Origin of the sequence: Pseudomonas schmalbachii (genome assembly GCF_017589465.1) — a bacterium.
In the GTDB taxonomy this organism is placed as follows: domain Bacteria; phylum Pseudomonadota; class Gammaproteobacteria; order Pseudomonadales; family Pseudomonadaceae; genus Pseudomonas; species Pseudomonas schmalbachii.
Genome location: NZ_JAELYA010000011.1, coordinates 56361 through 71859, shown reverse-complemented (window position 1 = coordinate 71859; position 15499 = coordinate 56361). Strand labels below are relative to the sequence as shown.

Annotated in this window: 16 protein-coding genes; 11 read left to right on the top strand and 5 right to left on the bottom strand. The window is 65.1% G+C overall.

The genetic code is table 11. The features are described 5' to 3' along the window. Positions 1 to 207 precede the first annotated feature (207 nt). On the bottom strand, positions 208 to 1035 hold the full coding sequence (gene phnX / locus JFY56_RS22865) for a phosphonoacetaldehyde hydrolase (protein ID WP_208316548.1): 828 nt from the start codon (positions 1033 to 1035) through the stop codon (positions 208 to 210). 35 nt (positions 1036 to 1070) lie between these two features. After that, entirely contained in the window at positions 1071 to 2186 is a 1116-nt protein-coding gene (locus JFY56_RS22860) for a 2-aminoethylphosphonate--pyruvate transaminase (protein ID WP_208316546.1), read from the bottom strand. A gap of 162 nt (positions 2187 to 2348) precedes the next feature. Between JFY56_RS22860 and JFY56_RS22855 the strand changes: the two genes are divergently transcribed. Beyond that, positions 2349 to 3209: a LysR substrate-binding domain-containing protein gene (locus JFY56_RS22855; RefSeq protein WP_208316544.1), complete on the top strand. Its 861-nt coding sequence runs from the start codon at positions 2349 to 2351 to the stop codon at positions 3207 to 3209. 244 nt (positions 3210 to 3453) lie between these two features. Here the strand turns inward: JFY56_RS22855 and JFY56_RS22850 are convergent, their stop codons facing one another. After that, positions 3454 to 4335, bottom strand: a complete 882-nt coding sequence (locus tag JFY56_RS22850; RefSeq protein WP_208316542.1) for a LysR substrate-binding domain-containing protein — start codon at positions 4333 to 4335, stop codon at positions 3454 to 3456. Between the two features lie 330 nt (positions 4336 to 4665). On the opposite strand from JFY56_RS22850, the gene JFY56_RS22845 reads away from it, so the two are divergent. The 6 genes from JFY56_RS22845 to JFY56_RS22820 all read left to right on the top strand — a co-directional run bounded on the left by JFY56_RS22845 (position 4666) and on the right by JFY56_RS22820 (position 9992). Next, positions 4666 to 6027 (top strand): MFS transporter, encoded by a 1362-nt coding sequence (locus tag JFY56_RS22845; RefSeq protein ID WP_208316540.1) that lies wholly within the window; start codon positions 4666 to 4668, stop codon positions 6025 to 6027. Positions 6028 to 6081: 54 nt separating this feature from the next. Continuing rightward, positions 6082 to 6438: a RidA family protein gene (locus JFY56_RS22840; RefSeq protein ID WP_208316538.1), complete on the top strand. Its 357-nt coding sequence runs from the start codon at positions 6082 to 6084 to the stop codon at positions 6436 to 6438. Positions 6439 to 6458: 20 nt separating this feature from the next. Beyond that, entirely contained in the window at positions 6459 to 7847 is a 1389-nt protein-coding gene (locus JFY56_RS22835) for an FAD-dependent oxidoreductase (RefSeq protein ID WP_208316536.1), read from the top strand. A gap of 226 nt (positions 7848 to 8073) precedes the next feature. After that, a complete protein-coding gene (locus JFY56_RS22830) occupies positions 8074 to 8424 on the top strand; it encodes a YajD family HNH nuclease (RefSeq protein WP_208316535.1) in 351 nt (116 codons plus the stop codon). Positions 8425 to 8549: 125 nt separating this feature from the next. Next, on the top strand, positions 8550 to 8720 hold the full coding sequence (locus tag JFY56_RS22825) for a hypothetical protein (protein ID WP_208316533.1): 171 nt from the start codon (positions 8550 to 8552) through the stop codon (positions 8718 to 8720). A gap of 180 nt (positions 8721 to 8900) precedes the next feature. Then, entirely contained in the window at positions 8901 to 9992 is a 1092-nt protein-coding gene (locus JFY56_RS22820) for an FUSC family protein (RefSeq protein ID WP_208316530.1), read from the top strand. A gap of 21 nt (positions 9993 to 10013) precedes the next feature. Here JFY56_RS22820 and JFY56_RS22815 read toward each other — a convergent pair whose 3' ends face one another. Continuing rightward, complete coding sequence (locus JFY56_RS22815) at positions 10014 to 10766, bottom strand: 3-oxoacyl-ACP reductase family protein (protein ID WP_208316528.1); 753 nt, start codon at positions 10764 to 10766, stop codon at positions 10014 to 10016. A gap of 119 nt (positions 10767 to 10885) precedes the next feature. Between JFY56_RS22815 and JFY56_RS22810 the strand changes: the two genes are divergently transcribed. Further along, the gene (locus JFY56_RS22810) at positions 10886 to 11821 is read left to right on the top strand and encodes a LysR family transcriptional regulator (RefSeq protein ID WP_208316526.1); all 936 of its coding nucleotides are present in this window, start codon (positions 10886 to 10888) and stop codon (positions 11819 to 11821) included. A gap of 320 nt (positions 11822 to 12141) precedes the next feature. Here JFY56_RS22810 and uraH read toward each other — a convergent pair whose 3' ends face one another. After that, the gene (uraH, locus tag JFY56_RS22805) at positions 12142 to 12495 is read right to left on the bottom strand and encodes a hydroxyisourate hydrolase (RefSeq protein ID WP_208316524.1); all 354 of its coding nucleotides are present in this window, start codon (positions 12493 to 12495) and stop codon (positions 12142 to 12144) included. Positions 12496 to 12905: 410 nt separating this feature from the next. On the opposite strand from uraH, the gene puuE reads away from it, so the two are divergent. From puuE to alc, 3 genes are all read left to right on the top strand, one after another. After that, entirely contained in the window at positions 12906 to 13838 is a 933-nt protein-coding gene (gene puuE / locus JFY56_RS22800; RefSeq protein ID WP_208316516.1) for an allantoinase PuuE, read from the top strand. Continuing rightward, positions 13835 to 14350 (top strand): 2-oxo-4-hydroxy-4-carboxy-5-ureidoimidazoline decarboxylase, encoded by a 516-nt coding sequence (gene uraD / locus JFY56_RS22795; protein WP_208316514.1) that lies wholly within the window; start codon positions 13835 to 13837, stop codon positions 14348 to 14350. The genes puuE and uraD overlap by 4 nt, the downstream gene beginning before the upstream one ends. Before the next feature lie 121 nt (positions 14351 to 14471). After that, the gene (alc, locus tag JFY56_RS22790; protein WP_208316512.1) at positions 14472 to 15467 is read left to right on the top strand and encodes an allantoicase; all 996 of its coding nucleotides are present in this window, start codon (positions 14472 to 14474) and stop codon (positions 15465 to 15467) included. The last annotated feature ends 32 nt before the right edge of the window (positions 15468 to 15499 follow it).

Below are 15499 nucleotides of genomic sequence, written 5' to 3'. Positions count from 1 at the left end.
CAGTGAAGCCCAACACCTGCCAGACCACTGCAACGTTGCGCTTCGCAAGCTCAGCACAACCTACGGGCGCAAAGCCCAACATTTGCCGGCAACCACGCCGTTGGGCTTCGTGCCTCAGCCCAACCTACAACCGCTCCGGTGCGGGCCGCTAAAAAACAAAAGCCCGCACAGCATCCCCTCTGTGCGGGCCTTGTTTCCCTCACTGCATCAGCAGGCTTGCGGCACCTCGCCACGCGCCAGGCGGGCGTTGATGTCGCGGACCACTGCCGGCAGTTCGGCGATGGTGTCGATCAGGTAGTGCGGGCGCGAGCCTTCGAAGATCTGGCCGATGCGCTGGCGCTCCTGTTCCAGCTTCGCCGCCGGCAGCGCCTTGTATTCCTCGTAGGTCAGGCCCAGGGCGTTGCCCGAGCAGACCAGCGCCACTGTCCACATGCCGGCGCGGCGGCCTTCGAGGATGCCCGGCCAGGTGTCGTCGACCTTCACGCAGGCGCTGACGTCGTCGATGCCGAGGGCGATCACGTTGGCCAGGGCCTGTGCCGGATGCGGGCGGCCGTTCGGCACTTCGTCGGTGGCGACCACGTGGTCGGCGACGTAGCCGTTGGTCTTGGCCAGCGCCACGACCTTCTCCATCACCACCGCCGGGTAGCCGGAGCAGGAGCCGATCTTCAGGCCCATCTGGCGCAGTTCGGCGATGGCATCGAGGGCGCCGGGAATCAGCGCGGAGTGCTCGGCGATCTTCTCGATCTGCAGCGGCATGAAGCGCTCGTAGATCGCTGTCACATCGTCGTCGGTCGGAGCGCGGCCGAACTTGGCCTTGTAGCGCTCGGCGATCTCCGGGATGTCGCACAGGGTACGGATGTGGTCCCACTTGCCCATGCCCATCGGCCCGCGGGCTTCCGCCAGGCTGACCTGCACGCCGAACTCGGCGAACGCCTCGACGAAGATCTGGGTAGGCGCGAAGGAACCGAAGTCGACCACGGTGCCGGCCCAGTCGAGGATGGCGGCTTGCAGTTGTTGCGGCTGGTTGTAGTTCATTGTTATCGATCCTGTAAGTCAGTGGGCAAGGGGCTTCAGATCTCGAAGACTTCCATCTCTTTCAGCGTTTCGGCGATGGCCGCAACCGCTTCGCGCATGCCGTTGGCATCGACCTGGCCGATGCAGCCGACACGGAAGGTTTCCACCTGGGTCAGCTTGCCCGGGTAGAGGATGTAGCCCTTCTCGCGCACGCGGTTGTAGAACTCGGTGAAGGTGTAACGCGGGTCGCGCGGGGCGTGGAAGGTAACGATGATCGGCGCCTGGATTTCCGCCGGCAGGAAGCTGCGGAAGCCGAGCCTGGCCATTTCGTCGAGCAGAGTCTTGCAGTTCTCTGCGTAACGCTGATGACGGGCCGCCAGGCCACCCTCCTCCTCGTACTGGGTCAGCGCCTCGTGCAGCGCGGCGACCACGTGGGTCGGCGGGGTGAAGCGCCACTGGCCGGTCTTGGCCATGTAGGCCTGCTGGTCCTGCAGGTCCATCGACAGGGAGTGGCAGTTGCCGGCGCTGGCCTGCAGCGAGCTGCTGCGGGCGAAGACGAAGCCCATGCCGGGCACGCCTTCCAGGCACTTGCCGGACGCGGCGATCAGCGCGTCGAAGGGAATCCGGCGGGCGTCGATATCCAGCGCGCCGAAGGAGCTCATGGCGTCGATAATCAGGCGCTTGCCGTGGGATTCGATGACCTTGGCGATGGCTTCCAGCGGGTTGAGGATGCCGGTGCTGGTCTCGCAGTGGATCAGCGCGACGTGGGTGACTTCCGGATCGGCCTGCAGCAGACGCTCGACGTCGGCGGCGGTGGTCGGCACGTCCTCTTCGGTCTCGAAGGTGCTGAAGTTGCGGCCGATGACCTGGCAGATCTTCGCCAGGCGCTTGCCGTAGGCGCCGTTGATCAGCACCAGGACCTTGCCGTCGCGCGGCACCAGGGTGCCGATCGCGGCTTCCACGGAGAAGGTGCCGCTCCCCTGCAGCGGTACGCAGGTGTGGGTTTCCTCGCCGTGGATGATGTTCAGCAGACGGCTGCACACGCTGGCGGTCAGCTGGTTGAAATCGTTGTCCCAGGAGCCCCAGTCCACCAGCATCGCCCGGCGGGTGCGATAGGAAGTGGTCAGCGGACCGGGGGTCAGAAGGATGGGAGCGCGCTCGGCAATGGTCATTCTCGATTCCTCATTCACGACAGACGCCGTCTGGTGATGGCGGGAGGTTGTTGTGAGCCTGGCTTCGACTCCGTGGCCGGGCTTGGGACATAACTTGCCAATCGCCCATCCATCGCTCAAATTGTTTGTCATGATGCGAGCCATAAGTGGGACATATAGAACATGAACCTCTTCCAACTGCGCGCCTTCGACGCCGTCGCCCGCGAACGCAGCTTCACCCGCGCCGCAGAGCGGCTGTTCATCAGCCAGCCGGCGGTGACCGGGCATATCAAGGCGCTCGAGGAGTACTACCAGGTCAGCCTGTTCCGCCGCACCGCGCGCAGCGTCGAGCTGACAGAGGAAGGCCGGCGGCTGGCGGCGATCAGCCGGACGCTGTTCGCCCTGGAGGAAGAAGCCGAAGCACTGCTGGACGCCAGCCGCCAACTGGTCAGCGGACGCATCGAGGTGGCCGCCGATGGCCCGCACCTGGTGATGCCGATGCTCGCCCGCCTGCGTGCGCACTACCCCGGCATCACCGTCAACCTGCGCCTGGGCAACGCCCAGGAAACCCTCGGCGCGCTGCTCAGCGAGCATGTCGATATCGCCGTGGTGACCGAGGTGGAGCCGCGTTCGGGGCTGTATCTGCGCGAACTGGTGGAGTCGCACATCTGCGCCCTGCTGCCGGACGGCCATCCGTGGTGCGAGCGGCAGGACGGCATCTGCCTGGCGGAGCTTCACGAGCAGATCATGGTGCTGCGCGAACCGGACTCGATCACCCGCCGCACCTTCGACCGCGCCTGCAGCGAGCAGGACATCCAGCCACGGGTGCTGCTGGAGCTGGACAGCCGCGAGGCAGTGACCGAAGCGGTGGCCGCCGAACTGGGTATCGGCATCGTCTCGTCGCTGGAAATCAGCCGCGACCCGCGCGTGCATGCCGTGCCGCTGATCGGCGAAGGGCTGGTGAACCGCCACATGATCGGCTGCCTGGAGCGGCACAAGGGGTTGCGGGTGGTGAGTGCGTTTATGGAGCTGGCACAGGGCTAAGATTCGCGGGCATGGCCCGCTACGCTCGACCGGGGCATGGTTTGTAGCGCCGTAGGATGGGTTGAGCCTGCGATACCCATCATCCGTTGGTTGGCGCTGGCCCATGGGTATCGCTTCGCTCAACCCATCCTACGAATCCGGCACAGGGCTGACGCGGGATCGCCCGTAGGTTGGTGCTGAACGCAGTGAAGCCCAACATCCGCCGAGCCATGGCACCGTTGGGCTTCGCAAGCTCAGCGCCAACCTACGTTTGCTCTGGTACGCCCTCCCGCACCACATCGAGGAAGGTGGAAACGATGCGCCGGTTGCTCTGTTCGCGCAGGCACACCAGGGTTTCGCTCATTCGCCGCTCGCAATCGATGATCGGCAACGCATGCACCCGGCTGTCGGAGCCGAACTCGGCGGCCGACACCACGCCGACGCCAATCCCCGCCACCACCGCCTCGCGCGCCGCCTCGCGGCCTTCCACCTCGATAGCCGGGCGGATGCGCAGTCCGGCGCGGTGCATTTCCTCCTCCAGCGTCTGCCGTGTCACCGAGCCCTGCTCGCGGAGCACCAGCGGCGCGTCGTCGAGGTCGGCCAGGCGGATCGACTCGCGTCCCGCCCACGGGTGGCTGCTGGCGACGAAGGCGACGATGGGGTCGCTGCGCAGGGTGATCGATATCAGCCGCTCGTCCTCCACCGCCCGCCCGAGCAGGGCGAGGTCGGCCTGGTAGTCGAACAGCGCCTGCAGGGATTCGTCGGTATTGCCGGTTTCGATGCGCACGCGGATGCCGGGATGACGCTGGCAGAACCGCGCGACCTGCGGCAGCAGGTGCACCGCCGCGTCCACCGCGAGAGTCAGGTTGCCCGTCTGCAGTGCACTGGAGGCGGCCAGCAATTCCTGCGCCTCGGCCTCGATGACGAACAGCCGCTGGGTGACGGCGAGCAGGCGTTCGCCCAGTTCGGTCAGGCGCACCGAGCGCTTGTTGCGGTTGAACAGCAGCACCCCGTAACGCTCTTCCAGCTTGCGCACCTGGTCGGAAACCGCCGGCTGGGTGAGGAACAGACGCTCGGCAGCACGGGTGAAGCTGCCGTGCACGGCGACGGCGTGAAATGCCTTCAGTTGCGCGTGGGAAACCGACATGCAGAGCCCTCAGTCGTGGGATTGAGACCGGCCTGGGCACTTCTGACAGAATGTGACTGCACGGTCCTACAGCGAAGACTTTGCCATCCTGACCTCGCGACTTACAAGCTGAGCTTATTTTTAAAATTTGATAAATCGATTTTATTTATCTATCCGGAATTGATTCCATTCGTTTCACCCAGCGCCCATCCCCTGCTCCCGGCGCAAGGCAACCCACCGGATCAACACCTCTGACCCGTGCCACAGGAACGGCACGCGAAGTGCTCACATAACAAAAACAAGGCGTTTCCACTGACTGCCGGCACACCTACAACAACGAGGTCAGATCAGATGAGCAATTCCACCGGCAAGGCTGCTGTGCGGCCGAGCAACGGCTCCATGCAACGCTGGCGCGTGCAGATTTTCGCTATCACCTGGATCGCCTATGCGGCGTTCTACTTCACCCGCAAGGCCTTCTCGGTCGCCAAACTCGGCATCGCCGAGGACCCCAGTTTCGAACTCGACAAGGCCGCCATGGCCAACCTCGATGCGCTCTACCTGGCGGCCTATGCCGTCGGCCAGTTCACCTGGGGCGTCTTCGCCGACCGCTTCGGTCCCCGCGTCGTGGTGCTTGGCGGCCTGGTCATTTCGGCAGTCGTCGCGGTGATCATGGGCTCCTTCGCCACCCTGCCCATCTTCGCCACCTGCATGGTCGTCCAGGGGCTCGCGCAGTCCACCGGCTGGTCCGGGCTCTGCAAGAACATCGGCAGCTTCTTCGCCACCCATGAACGCGGCCGCGTGCTCGGCCTGTGGAGCACCTGCTACGCCTTCGGCGGGCTGGTCGCCTCGCCGTTCGCCGGCTGGTGGGCCTATTCGGTGTTCGGCACCTGGCACGCGGCGTTCTATTCGTCCGCGGCGGTGGTCGGCAGCGTGGCCGTGCTGTTCCTCCTGCTGCAACGCAACCGTCCGCAGGATGTCGGCCTGGAACCGATCGAGGGCGAGGAACCGGAGGCCGTGCGCTATGCCGGTTTCAAGCCGGAGGGACAGAACCCGGGTTTCTGGGAGACGCTGCGGGTCATCCTGCGCAACCGCACCGTGCTGATGCTCGGCCTGGCCTACTTCCTGCTCAAGCCGGCGCGCTACGCGATCCTGCTGTGGGGCCCGGTGATCGTCTATGAGCGCATGCCCAGCCTCGGCAAGGTCGGCGCCGCGATCCTGCCGACATCCTTCGAGATCGCCGGCCTGCTCGGTCCGATCCTCATCGGCCTGGCTTCGGACAAGCTGTTCGGCGCTCGCCGCATGCCAGCCTGTGTGATCAGCCTGATCGCCCTGACCGCCTGCCTGGCGCTGTTCGTCCCGGCCATGCAGACCGGCAGCGCCATGCTGGTGTTCGCCCTGCTGTTCATGATGGGCCTGACCCTCTACGGCCCGGACTCGATGATCAGCGGTTCCGCCGCCATCGACTTCGGCACCGGCAAGGCCGCGGGCACCGCCGCCGGCTTCGTCAACGGCTGCGGCTCGGTGGGTGCGATCCTCGGCGGCCTGTTGCCGGGCTACTTCGATACCTACAGCGTCTTCATCGGCTTCACCGTCGCCGCGCTGATCTCCGCCGGCATCCTCATCCCGTACTGGAACAGCCTGCCGGAAGGCGCGAAGAAGGAAACTCCGCGCGTTCCCAACCAGCCGATGCGAGTCCGCCCGGCGCGCTCCTGATCCCGCAGGGCACAGGGACGTGCCCGCCCACTCCTCCATATATAGGTATCCGCAATGAACATCGAACGCTTCGGGGTGGTGAAACGCCGCGCCGAGATGGTTCTGCACGACCGCACCCTTTACATCGGCGGCCAGGTGGCCGACGACACCGGCGGCGATATCGAGGCCCAGACCCGAGAAATCCTGCTGAACATCGAGCGCCTGCTGCACAGCGTCGGCAGCGACCGCAACCAGGTGCTGTCGGTGCGCATCCTGCTGGCCCGGCGCGAGGACTACGCCGGACTCAATCGGGTGTGGGACGAGTTCTTCCCCGAAGGCCACGCCCCGACCCGCGCCTGCACCCTGGCGGAACTGATCGACCCCGCCTGGCGCGTGGAAATGATCGCAGTAGCCGCGCTGCCCGAACGCTGAACCCTCAACGGAGAACACCCATGCGACCCTTCTGGCTAGACCAGGCCCTCAAGCACGACAGCGACCGGGCCGCCCCGCTGCAGCAGGACACCCGCGCCGACGTATGCATCGTCGGCGGCGGCTACACCGGCCTGTGGACGGCGATCATGCTCAAGGAGCAGAACCCCGACCTCGACGTGGTGATCATCGAGGCCGACCTCTGCGGCGCCGGCGCCAGCGGACGCAACGGCGGCTGCGCGCTGTCCTGGTCGGCGAAGTTCTTCACCCTGGAACGGCTGTTCGGCATCGAAGAGGCGATCCGCCTGGTCAGGGCATCCGAGGAAAGCATCCACGCCATCGGCAGGTTCTGCGAGAAGTACGCGGTGGATGCCGACTACCGCCTCGACGGCACCCTCTACACCGCGACCAACGAGGCTCAGGTCGGCTCCACCGACGGCGTGATCGCCGCACTGGAAAAGCACGGCATCAACTCCTTCAGCAAGCGCCCGCTGGAAGACGTGCGGCGCATGGCCGGTTCGAGCAAGCACCTGGAAGGCTGGTTCTCCCCCGCCGCCGCCAGCGTGCAGCCGGGCAAGCTGGTGCGCGGCATGCGCCGGGTCGCCCTGGAGCTGGGCGTGCGCCTGTACGAAGGCACGCCGATGACCGGGCTGGAGGAAGGCCGCCCGGCGACCGTGCAGACGCCGGACGGCGCGGTCATCGCCGACCGCGTGGTGCTGGCGATCAACGCCTGGATGGCGCGGGCCTTCCCGCAGTTCGAGCGCACCGTGGCGATCGTCTCCAGCGACATGATCATCACCGAGCCGCGTCCGGACCTGCTCAGGCAGATCGGCCTGACCTCCGGCGTCACCGTGCTCGATTCGCGCATCTTCGTGCACTACTACCACAACACCCCGGACGGCCGGATCATGCTCGGCAAGGGCGGCAACACCTTCGCCTACGGCGGACGCATGCTGCCGGTGTTCGACCAGCCCTCGCCCTATATCGACCTGCTGCGCCGCAGCCTCGGCGATTTCTTCCCGGCCTTCGCCGACGTGCCCATCGCGGCGAGCTGGAACGGCCCGTCCGACCGCTCGGTGACCGGCCTGCCGTTCTTCGGCCAGCTCGGCGCAGGCGGCAACGTGTTCTACGGCTTCGGCTACTCCGGCAGCGGCGTCGGCCCGTGCCACATGGGCGGGCAGATTCTCTCCTCGCTGGTGCTCGGCCTGGACAACCAATGGACCCGCTCGCCGCTGACCCAGGGCCCGCTCGGACATTTCCCGCCGGAGCCGATCCGCTACGTCGGCTCGCTGATGGTGCGCAACGCCATCCGCCGCAAGGAAACCGCCGAAGACCACGGCCGCCGCCCACGCCGCCTGGACGTACGCCTGGCGAAATTCGCCGCCGCGGCGGGCAAGGCCGACAAGGGCTGACGAGTTTCTCTCTTGCCCCTCACAAGCCGGCTGAGGGGACGGGCCGGGCGGGTACTCCCCGCCTGGCCCTTTTTTTGGTTCCTCCTTTCCGTAGGGCGGGTGCAACCCGCCATGATGCGTCCGGATTGGCGGGTTGCACCCGCCCTACCTGGGAAGAGCCTTTTTATGGCCCGCGCCGGAATGCGGGCTTATCCTCAATGCAATCTCCATGAGAAAGGCAAGGCAAATGAGCAAGGTCGATGAACTGCTCGCCGAAGCGCAACGCCAACGCGAGAAGAGCTACCGGGAAAAGGCGCTGAAGATGTACCCGTGGATCTGCGGCCGCTGCGGCCGCGAATTCAGCGGCAAGCGCCTGAGCGAACTGACCGTTCACCATCGCGACCACAACCACGACAACAACCCCGAGGACGGCTCCAACTGGGAGCTGCTGTGCCTCTACTGCCACGACAACGAGCACCAGCGCCAGGTCGATGCGCACTACCAGGGCAACGACGCCAGCGGGCAGCAGGGACCGAAGGTAACGCACAAGGGGCTCGCCGGCCTCGCTGCGCTACTGGAGAAGAAATCGGAATCGTAGGTTGGTGCTGAGCGCAGCGAAGCCCAACATCTGGCCGGTACATGCGTTGGGCTTCGCTACGCTCAGCCCAACCTACATGTCATGGCTTAGACTTGAACTATCTACCGAACGGACAAGGACGCAGCATGGATTCCTTCTTCATCACCCTGCTCATCATCATCTTCAGCATGTTCATGCTCGGCACGGGCTACACGCTGCGCGAACGCAACTCGGGGCTCGCGCTGATGTGGATCGGCGTGTTGAGCATGTTGTCGATCATTACCTATCGGATCTATATCGCTACTTCGGCGATTTGATGCAGGCAGCCCCCTCACCCCAACCCTCTCCCATAGGGAGAGGGGGCAGTATGGAGCCGCCGGGATGCACGGAGCTCCGCCTCACACCGAGCAGTCCCCTCTCCCTCCGGGAGAGGGTTGGGGTGAGGGCAAAAACAACACCTAAGCTGACAGGTGTCCTCCACAAGAGCCCACACCGCCTTGGCGAATCTCCTGCACCATCTGACCCTGCCCTTCCGGCGCCTGGCCAACCCCTATACGCGCTACCGCTACGCCGCCTGGATTCACTGCGCGCGGGTCGGGCTGGCGTTGCTGGCGTCGATGCTGCTCAGCAGCGCCTTCTCCATTCCCCACGGCCTCTGGTCCTCGGTCACCGTGCTGGTGGTGATGGGCGGGCTGCTGCACCAGGGGACCATTCGCGGCAAGTCCTACGAGCGGATAGTCGGCACCCTGGTCGGCGCGGCGGCTGGTCTGGGGGTGACGCTGGTGGCCCAGTTGACCGGCTCGATAACGCTGATGCATGTGCTGATGGCGCTGCTCGGCGCGGTCTGTGCCTATTACGCCATCCGCAGCGCCGGCTATGTCGCGCTGCTCGCCGGGATCACCCTGTTCATCGTCGCGGAGCCTGGCATCAACGGCATTACCGAAGGGCTCTGGCGCACGCTCAATGTGCTGATCGGCGTGGGCCTGGCGCTGCTCTTCGCGCAGATCTATCCGCTGCGTGCGGTGTACGTCTGGCGCTATCTGCTGTCGGACAACCTGCGGGCCTGCGCGCGCATGTACGGGCAGTTGACTGCCCATAGCGACTTCAGCGCCGAGCACTACGCCAGCCAGCTGGAGGAACTGGACCAGCGCCTGGTGGCGGCGCGGGCGCACCTGTCGCCGGTGGCGCGGGAAACCGGCATGCCGTTACGCCAGCTGGAGATCATCCAGCGCATCCACCGCGCCATCATGGGCACCCTGGAATCGCTGATCGCCTCCCGCCAGTTCGCCGCGCAGGCCGGCGATATCGAGCCGATCCCGGTCAGCCTGGACGAGCACCGCACCCTGACCATCCGCCTGCTGCTGCAGTCGGCCCATGCGCTGAAGTTCAGCCGCACCAGCAAGCTGGTGCAGGAGTGCCAGGGCCTGGCGAAACTGCCGGAGCGGCCACACAACCTGATCGACTCCTTCGAGCAGCAGGGCTTCTACTGGCTCACCCTGCGTCTGTACGAGCAGGTGGAAAAGCTCTCCGAAAGCCTCGCCAGCAGCGCCGCGCACTGGAACATCCAGAGCCGCGACCGGGCCCAGTGAACGCCGGTCGCGGGCGTTGCTTCAGGCGCCGAAGCCGCCGTCGATGGTCAGGTTGGCGCCGGTGATATAGCCGGCTTCCGGCCCGGCCAGATAGGCGACGAAGCTGGCGATTTCCTCCGCGCGGCCGTAGCGGTCCAGCGCCATCAGGGCCTTCAGCGATTCGGCGAAGTCGCCCTCTGCCGGGTTCATGTCGGTATCCACCGGGCCGGGCTGCACGTTGTTCACGGTGATGCCGCGCGGGCCGAGGTCGCGCGCCAGGCCCTTGGTCAGGCCGACGATGGCCGACTTGCTCATGGCGTAGACGCTGCCGCCGGCGAAGGGCATGCGGTCGGCGTTGACGCTGCCGATGGTGATCACCCGGCCGCCCTCGCCCATGTGCCGCACGGCGGCCTGGGTGGCGACGAAGACGCTGCGGATGTTGACCGCGACGGTGCGGTCGAAGTCTTCCAGCTGGAATTCCTCCACCGGCGCTATCGCCAGTACGCCGGCATTGTTCACCAGGATATCGATACGGCCGTAGGCTTCGGCGGCCTGGTCGATGGCCGACTGCACGGCTCTGGCATCACTGCTATCGGCCTTGATCGCCAGCGCGCGGCCACCCCTGAACTCGACGTCGGCGACCAGTTCCTGTGCCTGCTGCGCCGAGCTGACATAGGTGAAGGCGACGGCCGCGCCGTCACGGGCCAGACGCTGGACGATGGCGGCGCCGATGCCGCGCGAACCGCCCTGGACGAAAGCGACTTTGCCGGCGAGCGGCGAGATTTGATTGGTCATGGCATGTCTCCGGATTCGGGGAGTGGGTAAGTGACGGGGTCAGTTTCCGCCGAAGATTCCTTACCCGGTAGCCGGTAATCGCTATATTCAGTCGATATCAATGGTTTTGAATCCGCCTTATGGAAACTCTCGGCAGCATCGAATGCTTCGTCCGCAGCGCGGAGGCCGGCAGCTTCGCCGGGGCCGCGCGACGTCTGGGCCTGACGCCGGCGGCGGTGGGCAAGAACGTCGCCCGATTGGAGAGCAATCTGGGCGTCCGGCTGTTCCAGCGCAGCACCCGCAGCCTGGCGCTGACCGAGGCCGGCGAGCGCTTCCTGGCGGAAGTCGGCGGCGGTCTCGCCAGCATCCAGAACGCCATCGCCAACCTGGCCAGCGCGGGCGGCCAGCCGAGCGGGACACTGAAGGTGAGCATGGGCCAGTCGTTCGGCCGCGACTACATCGTGCCGCTGCTGGGCGATTTCCTCGCCCTTTATCCCGCGATCAAACCGGACTGGCACTTCGACAACCGCCAGGTGGACCTGATCAGCGAAGGCTTCGACGCCGCCATCGGCGGCGGCTTCGAACTGCCGCCGGGAGTGGTGGCGCGCAAGCTGTCGCCCGCGCATCTGGTGCTGCTCGCCTCTCCCACCTATCTGCAGAACCGCCCGGCGATCCGAATCCCCGCCGATCTGGCGGAGCTCGACGGTATTCGCATCCGTTCGCCGCAAACCGGCCGCATCCGCACCTGGCCGCTGACCAACCGGGAGAAGACCGAGGCGCCCATCGAGTTGCGCGAACGCATGATCATGAGCGACCCGGAAGCCGCCTGCCGGGTAGCGGAGATGGGCCTGGGCATCACTCTGGTGAGCATGCAGCACGCCTTGCCCTATCTGGAATCGGGCAGCCTGCAACGGGTGCTGCCGGACTGGTATGTGGATGCCGGCAACACCACGCTGTACTACGCGGCGCAGAAACTGCTGCCGGCGAAGACGCGTGTTTTCGTCGATTTCGTGCTGGAGCGCTTCAGGGAGCAGCGTCTGGATGAGCGCTTTTCCGGACTTGAGAAATTACTTTAACTTTTTCGATTTGTTCAAAATCAACTGGTTATAAAATATTATTCAACTTAAACATTAATATAGACACCACCCAACGGCGGACAAGCTTCGCGTTGTCCACCCTACGCTGGGCCTTGGCGGCAGCACCTTAGGGTGGCGTTGAGCGAAGCGATACCCACGCGCCAATCGCAGGGTGGAAATCTTCCACCAATCCCTTCATCCCTACCCCTCCAGCAACACCCGGCAACCTTGGTGCGGGGCCTGACGCCAAACAAAAAAAAGCCCGCCATACCGGCGGGCCGAGGGAGACTCCACGAAGAGTCGGGGGAGCAATCTGGCAGCTAGCTGCCGCGATAGGTCGAGTAGCTGTAAGGCGAAATCAGCAGCGGCACATGGTAGTGATCGGCCTCGGAGGCGATGCCGAAGCGCAGCACCACCTGGTCGAGAAACGCCGGCTGCGGCAGTTGCACGCCACGGGCGCGGTAGTAGTCGCCGGCGTTGAACAGCAACTGGTAGACGCCGGCGCGGAAATCGTCGCCCTGCAGCAGCGGCTCGTCGACCCGGCCGTCGTCGTTGGTCACGCGGGTGGCGATCAGCTCCAGTTGCTGGCCTTCCACGCGGTACAGCTCGATCTTGATCCCATGGCCGGGGCAGCCGTGGGCGGAATCCAGTACATGCGTCGTCAAACGTCCCATGGGCTTTCGGCATCTCCGGCGCGGCCGGCGGACGCCCTCCTCCTTACGTTGTTGATCCGGTGGCGACAGGTCGCCCGAGGCGCCTGGCGGCCGTGTCGTGGCCGCAGGACGGAATATACGCTCGCGATTCGACGATTGTATACAAAAACTTTAACAACCCACACCAAGCGGCGTAGATGACCGCCCTGTGCTGATTTCACTCAACGCCCTTCACAGCAACACTTTAGCCAAAAATAACTGACCGAATGGACAGTTTACGAAAATGGCGATCCGGCATAGCGGAAAGAAAGTTTGTAGCGCAGATTGTATTTACAGACCGCCATTCACATTGTATACAATAAGCCCATCACGGCTGCGCACTCCGCCCACCGGCCCAGCGCAGGTCGCCAACCACTACAAGGAATACCGCTGTGAGCGCAGACTACCCCCGCGACTTGATCGGATACGGCAACAACCCACCCCATCCGCACTGGCCGGGCGACGCCCGCATCGCCCTGTCCTTCGTCCTCAACTATGAGGAAGGCGGCGAGCGCTGCGTCCTGCACGGCGACAAGGAGTCCGAAGCATTCCTCTCTGAAATGGTAGCCGCCCAGCCGCTGCAGGGCGTGCGCCACATGAGCATGGAGTCGCTCTACGAATACGGCAGCCGCGCCGGCGTATGGCGCCTGCTCAAGCTGTTCAGGAAGCACAACCTGCCGCTGACCGTCTTCGCCGTGGCCATGGCCGCCCAGCGTCACCCCGAGGCGATCCGCCAGATGGTCGCCGACGGCCACGAGATCTGCAGCCACGGCTACCGCTGGATCGACTACCAGTACATGGATGCCGAGCAGGAACGCGAGCACATGCTCGAAGCCATCCGCATCCTCACCGAGCTGACCGGCGAACGTCCGCTGGGCTGGTACACCGGCCGCACCGGCCCGAATACCCGCAACCTGGTGATGGAGGAAGGCGGCTTCCTCTATGACTCCGACACCTACGACGACGACCTGCCCTACTGGGACCCGGCGAGCACCGCCGAGAAGCCGCACCTGGTGATTCCCTACACCCTGGACACCAACGACATGCGTTTCACCCAGGTGCAGGGTTTCAACAAGGGCGACGACTTCTTCGAATACCTGAAGGACGCCTTCGACGTGCTCTACGCCGAGGGCGTGGAAGGCGCGCCGAAGATGCTCTCCATCGGCATGCACTGCCGCCTGCTCGGCCGTCCGGCACGTCTGGCCGCGCTGGAGCGCTTCATTAACTACGTGAACAGCCACGAGAAGGTGTGGGTCGCCCGCCGCGTCGACATCGCCCGCCACTGGCACGCCACTCATCCATTCAAGAACGAGACCAAGGCATGAGCCGCTTCCAGACCCTGACCCCCGCCAGCCTCGACCGCGACGCGTTCGTCGCCACCTTCGCCGACATCTACGAGCACTCGCCGTGGGTCGCCGAAAAGGCCTATGACCTGGGCGTGGACGACAGCCTCAACGACATCGAATCCCTGCAGCAGCGCATGGCCGACATCCTCCTGTCCGCCAGCCATGAGGCGCAGCTGGCGCTGATCAACGCGCACCCGGACCTCGCCGGCAAGGCCGCGATCCGTGGCGAGCTGACCGCATCCAGCACCGCCGAACAGGCCGGCGCCGGCATCCAGGACTGCACCGCCGAGGAATTCGCCCGCTTCACCGAACTGAACGACGCGTACAAGGCCAGGTTCGGCTTCCCCTTCATCAAGGCGGTGAAGGGCAGCAACCGGCACCAGATCCTCGCCGCATTCGAAGAGCGCATCCACAACTCGCCGGAGCAGGAATTCCAGACCGCCCTGGCCGAGATCAACAAGATCGCGATGTTCCGTTTGCAGCAGCTGTAAGCACGCATTGATCCGTAGGAGCGAGCTCTGCTCGCGAATGCCGGCAACGCAAAAAGCTTCGCGAGCATCGGACTGGGCGTCCCCCTCGCTCCTACGAAGAACGAACAACCAGGAGAACAAGATGAGAACCTACAACGCTCCCTTCGAGAAATACGTGAACCTGGCGGACGACCGCCTCGGGAGCAAGGTGATCAGTGTCACCGACGAGTGGTTCGCCGCCGCCAGCCGCATGCTGCAAGCCGCAGCGCCGGTGTGGAAGGAAGGCGTATTCGACGACAACGGCAAGTGGATGGACGGCTGGGAATCCCGCCGCAAGCGCTTCGAAGGCTATGACTACGCGGTGATCCGCCTGGGCGTTCCGGGCTCGATCAAGGGCGTGGACATCGACACCAGCTTCTTCACCGGCAACTTCCCGCCGTCCGCCTCCCTCGACGGCTGCTTCGTGGCCGAAGGCGACCCGACCGACGAAACCCAGTGGACCGAAGTGCTGTCCTCCGTCGAGCTGCAGGGCAACAGCCACCACTACCACGCAATCGCCGACGACCGCGCCTACACCCACCTGCGCCTGAACATCTATCCGGACGGCGGCGTTGCCCGCCTGCGCGTCTACGGCATCCCGTTCCGCGACTGGGCCAACCAGAACCCGAACGAACAGGTCGACCTGGCCGCCGCCCTCAACGGTGGCCGCGCCCTCGCCTGCTCCGACGAACACTTCGGCCGCATGAGCAACATCCTCAACCCGGGCCGCGGCGTGAACATGGGCGACGGCTGGGAAACCGGCCGCCGCCGTACCCCCGGCAACGACTGGGTGATCGTCGCCCTCGGCCATGCCGGCATCGTCGAGCAGATCGTCGTCGACACCCTGCACTTCAAGGGCAACTACCCGGAAAGCTGCAGCATCCAGGCGGCCTATGTGAAAGGCGGCACCGACGGCCAGATCGAGACCCAGAGCCTGTACTGGCGCGAGCTGCTGCCAAGCCAGAAGCTGCAGATGCACAGCGAGCACACCTTCATCGAACAGATCAGGGAACTCGGCCCGATCACCCACGTGCGCCTGAACATCTTCCCGGACGGTGGCGTCAGCCGTCTGCGCCTGTTCGGCAAGGTGGCGAAGTAAGCAATGAGCCCCTCTCCCATTGCGGGAGAGGA

Excerpts from the sequence above, each read along its gene's own strand:
- alc (WP_208316512.1), top strand. The coding sequence starts at position 14,472 with ATGAGAACCTACAACGCTCCCTTCGAGAAATACGTGAACCTGGCGGAC.
- JFY56_RS22860 (WP_208316546.1), bottom strand. The coding sequence starts at position 2,186 with ATGACCATTGCCGAGCGCGCTCCCATCCTTCTGACCCCCGGTCCGCTG.
- JFY56_RS22810 (WP_208316526.1), top strand. The coding sequence starts at position 10,886 with ATGGAAACTCTCGGCAGCATCGAATGCTTCGTCCGCAGCGCGGAGGCC.
- JFY56_RS22815 (WP_208316528.1), bottom strand. The coding sequence starts at position 10,766 with ATGACCAATCAAATCTCGCCGCTCGCCGGCAAAGTCGCTTTCGTCCAG.
- JFY56_RS22825 (WP_208316533.1), top strand. The coding sequence starts at position 8,550 with ATGGATTCCTTCTTCATCACCCTGCTCATCATCATCTTCAGCATGTTC.
- JFY56_RS22855 (WP_208316544.1), top strand. The coding sequence starts at position 2,349 with ATGAACCTCTTCCAACTGCGCGCCTTCGACGCCGTCGCCCGCGAACGC.
- JFY56_RS22850 (WP_208316542.1), bottom strand. The coding sequence starts at position 4,335 with ATGTCGGTTTCCCACGCGCAACTGAAGGCATTTCACGCCGTCGCCGTG.
- uraH (WP_208316524.1), bottom strand. The coding sequence starts at position 12,495 with ATGGGACGTTTGACGACGCATGTACTGGATTCCGCCCACGGCTGCCCC.
- phnX (WP_208316548.1), bottom strand. The coding sequence starts at position 1,035 with ATGAACTACAACCAGCCGCAACAACTGCAAGCCGCCATCCTCGACTGG.
- JFY56_RS22835 (WP_208316536.1), top strand. The coding sequence starts at position 6,459 with ATGCGACCCTTCTGGCTAGACCAGGCCCTCAAGCACGACAGCGACCGG.
- JFY56_RS22830 (WP_208316535.1), top strand. The coding sequence starts at position 8,074 with ATGAGCAAGGTCGATGAACTGCTCGCCGAAGCGCAACGCCAACGCGAG.
- uraD (WP_208316514.1), top strand. The coding sequence starts at position 13,835 with ATGAGCCGCTTCCAGACCCTGACCCCCGCCAGCCTCGACCGCGACGCG.
- JFY56_RS22845 (WP_208316540.1), top strand. The coding sequence starts at position 4,666 with ATGAGCAATTCCACCGGCAAGGCTGCTGTGCGGCCGAGCAACGGCTCC.
- JFY56_RS22840 (WP_208316538.1), top strand. The coding sequence starts at position 6,082 with ATGAACATCGAACGCTTCGGGGTGGTGAAACGCCGCGCCGAGATGGTT.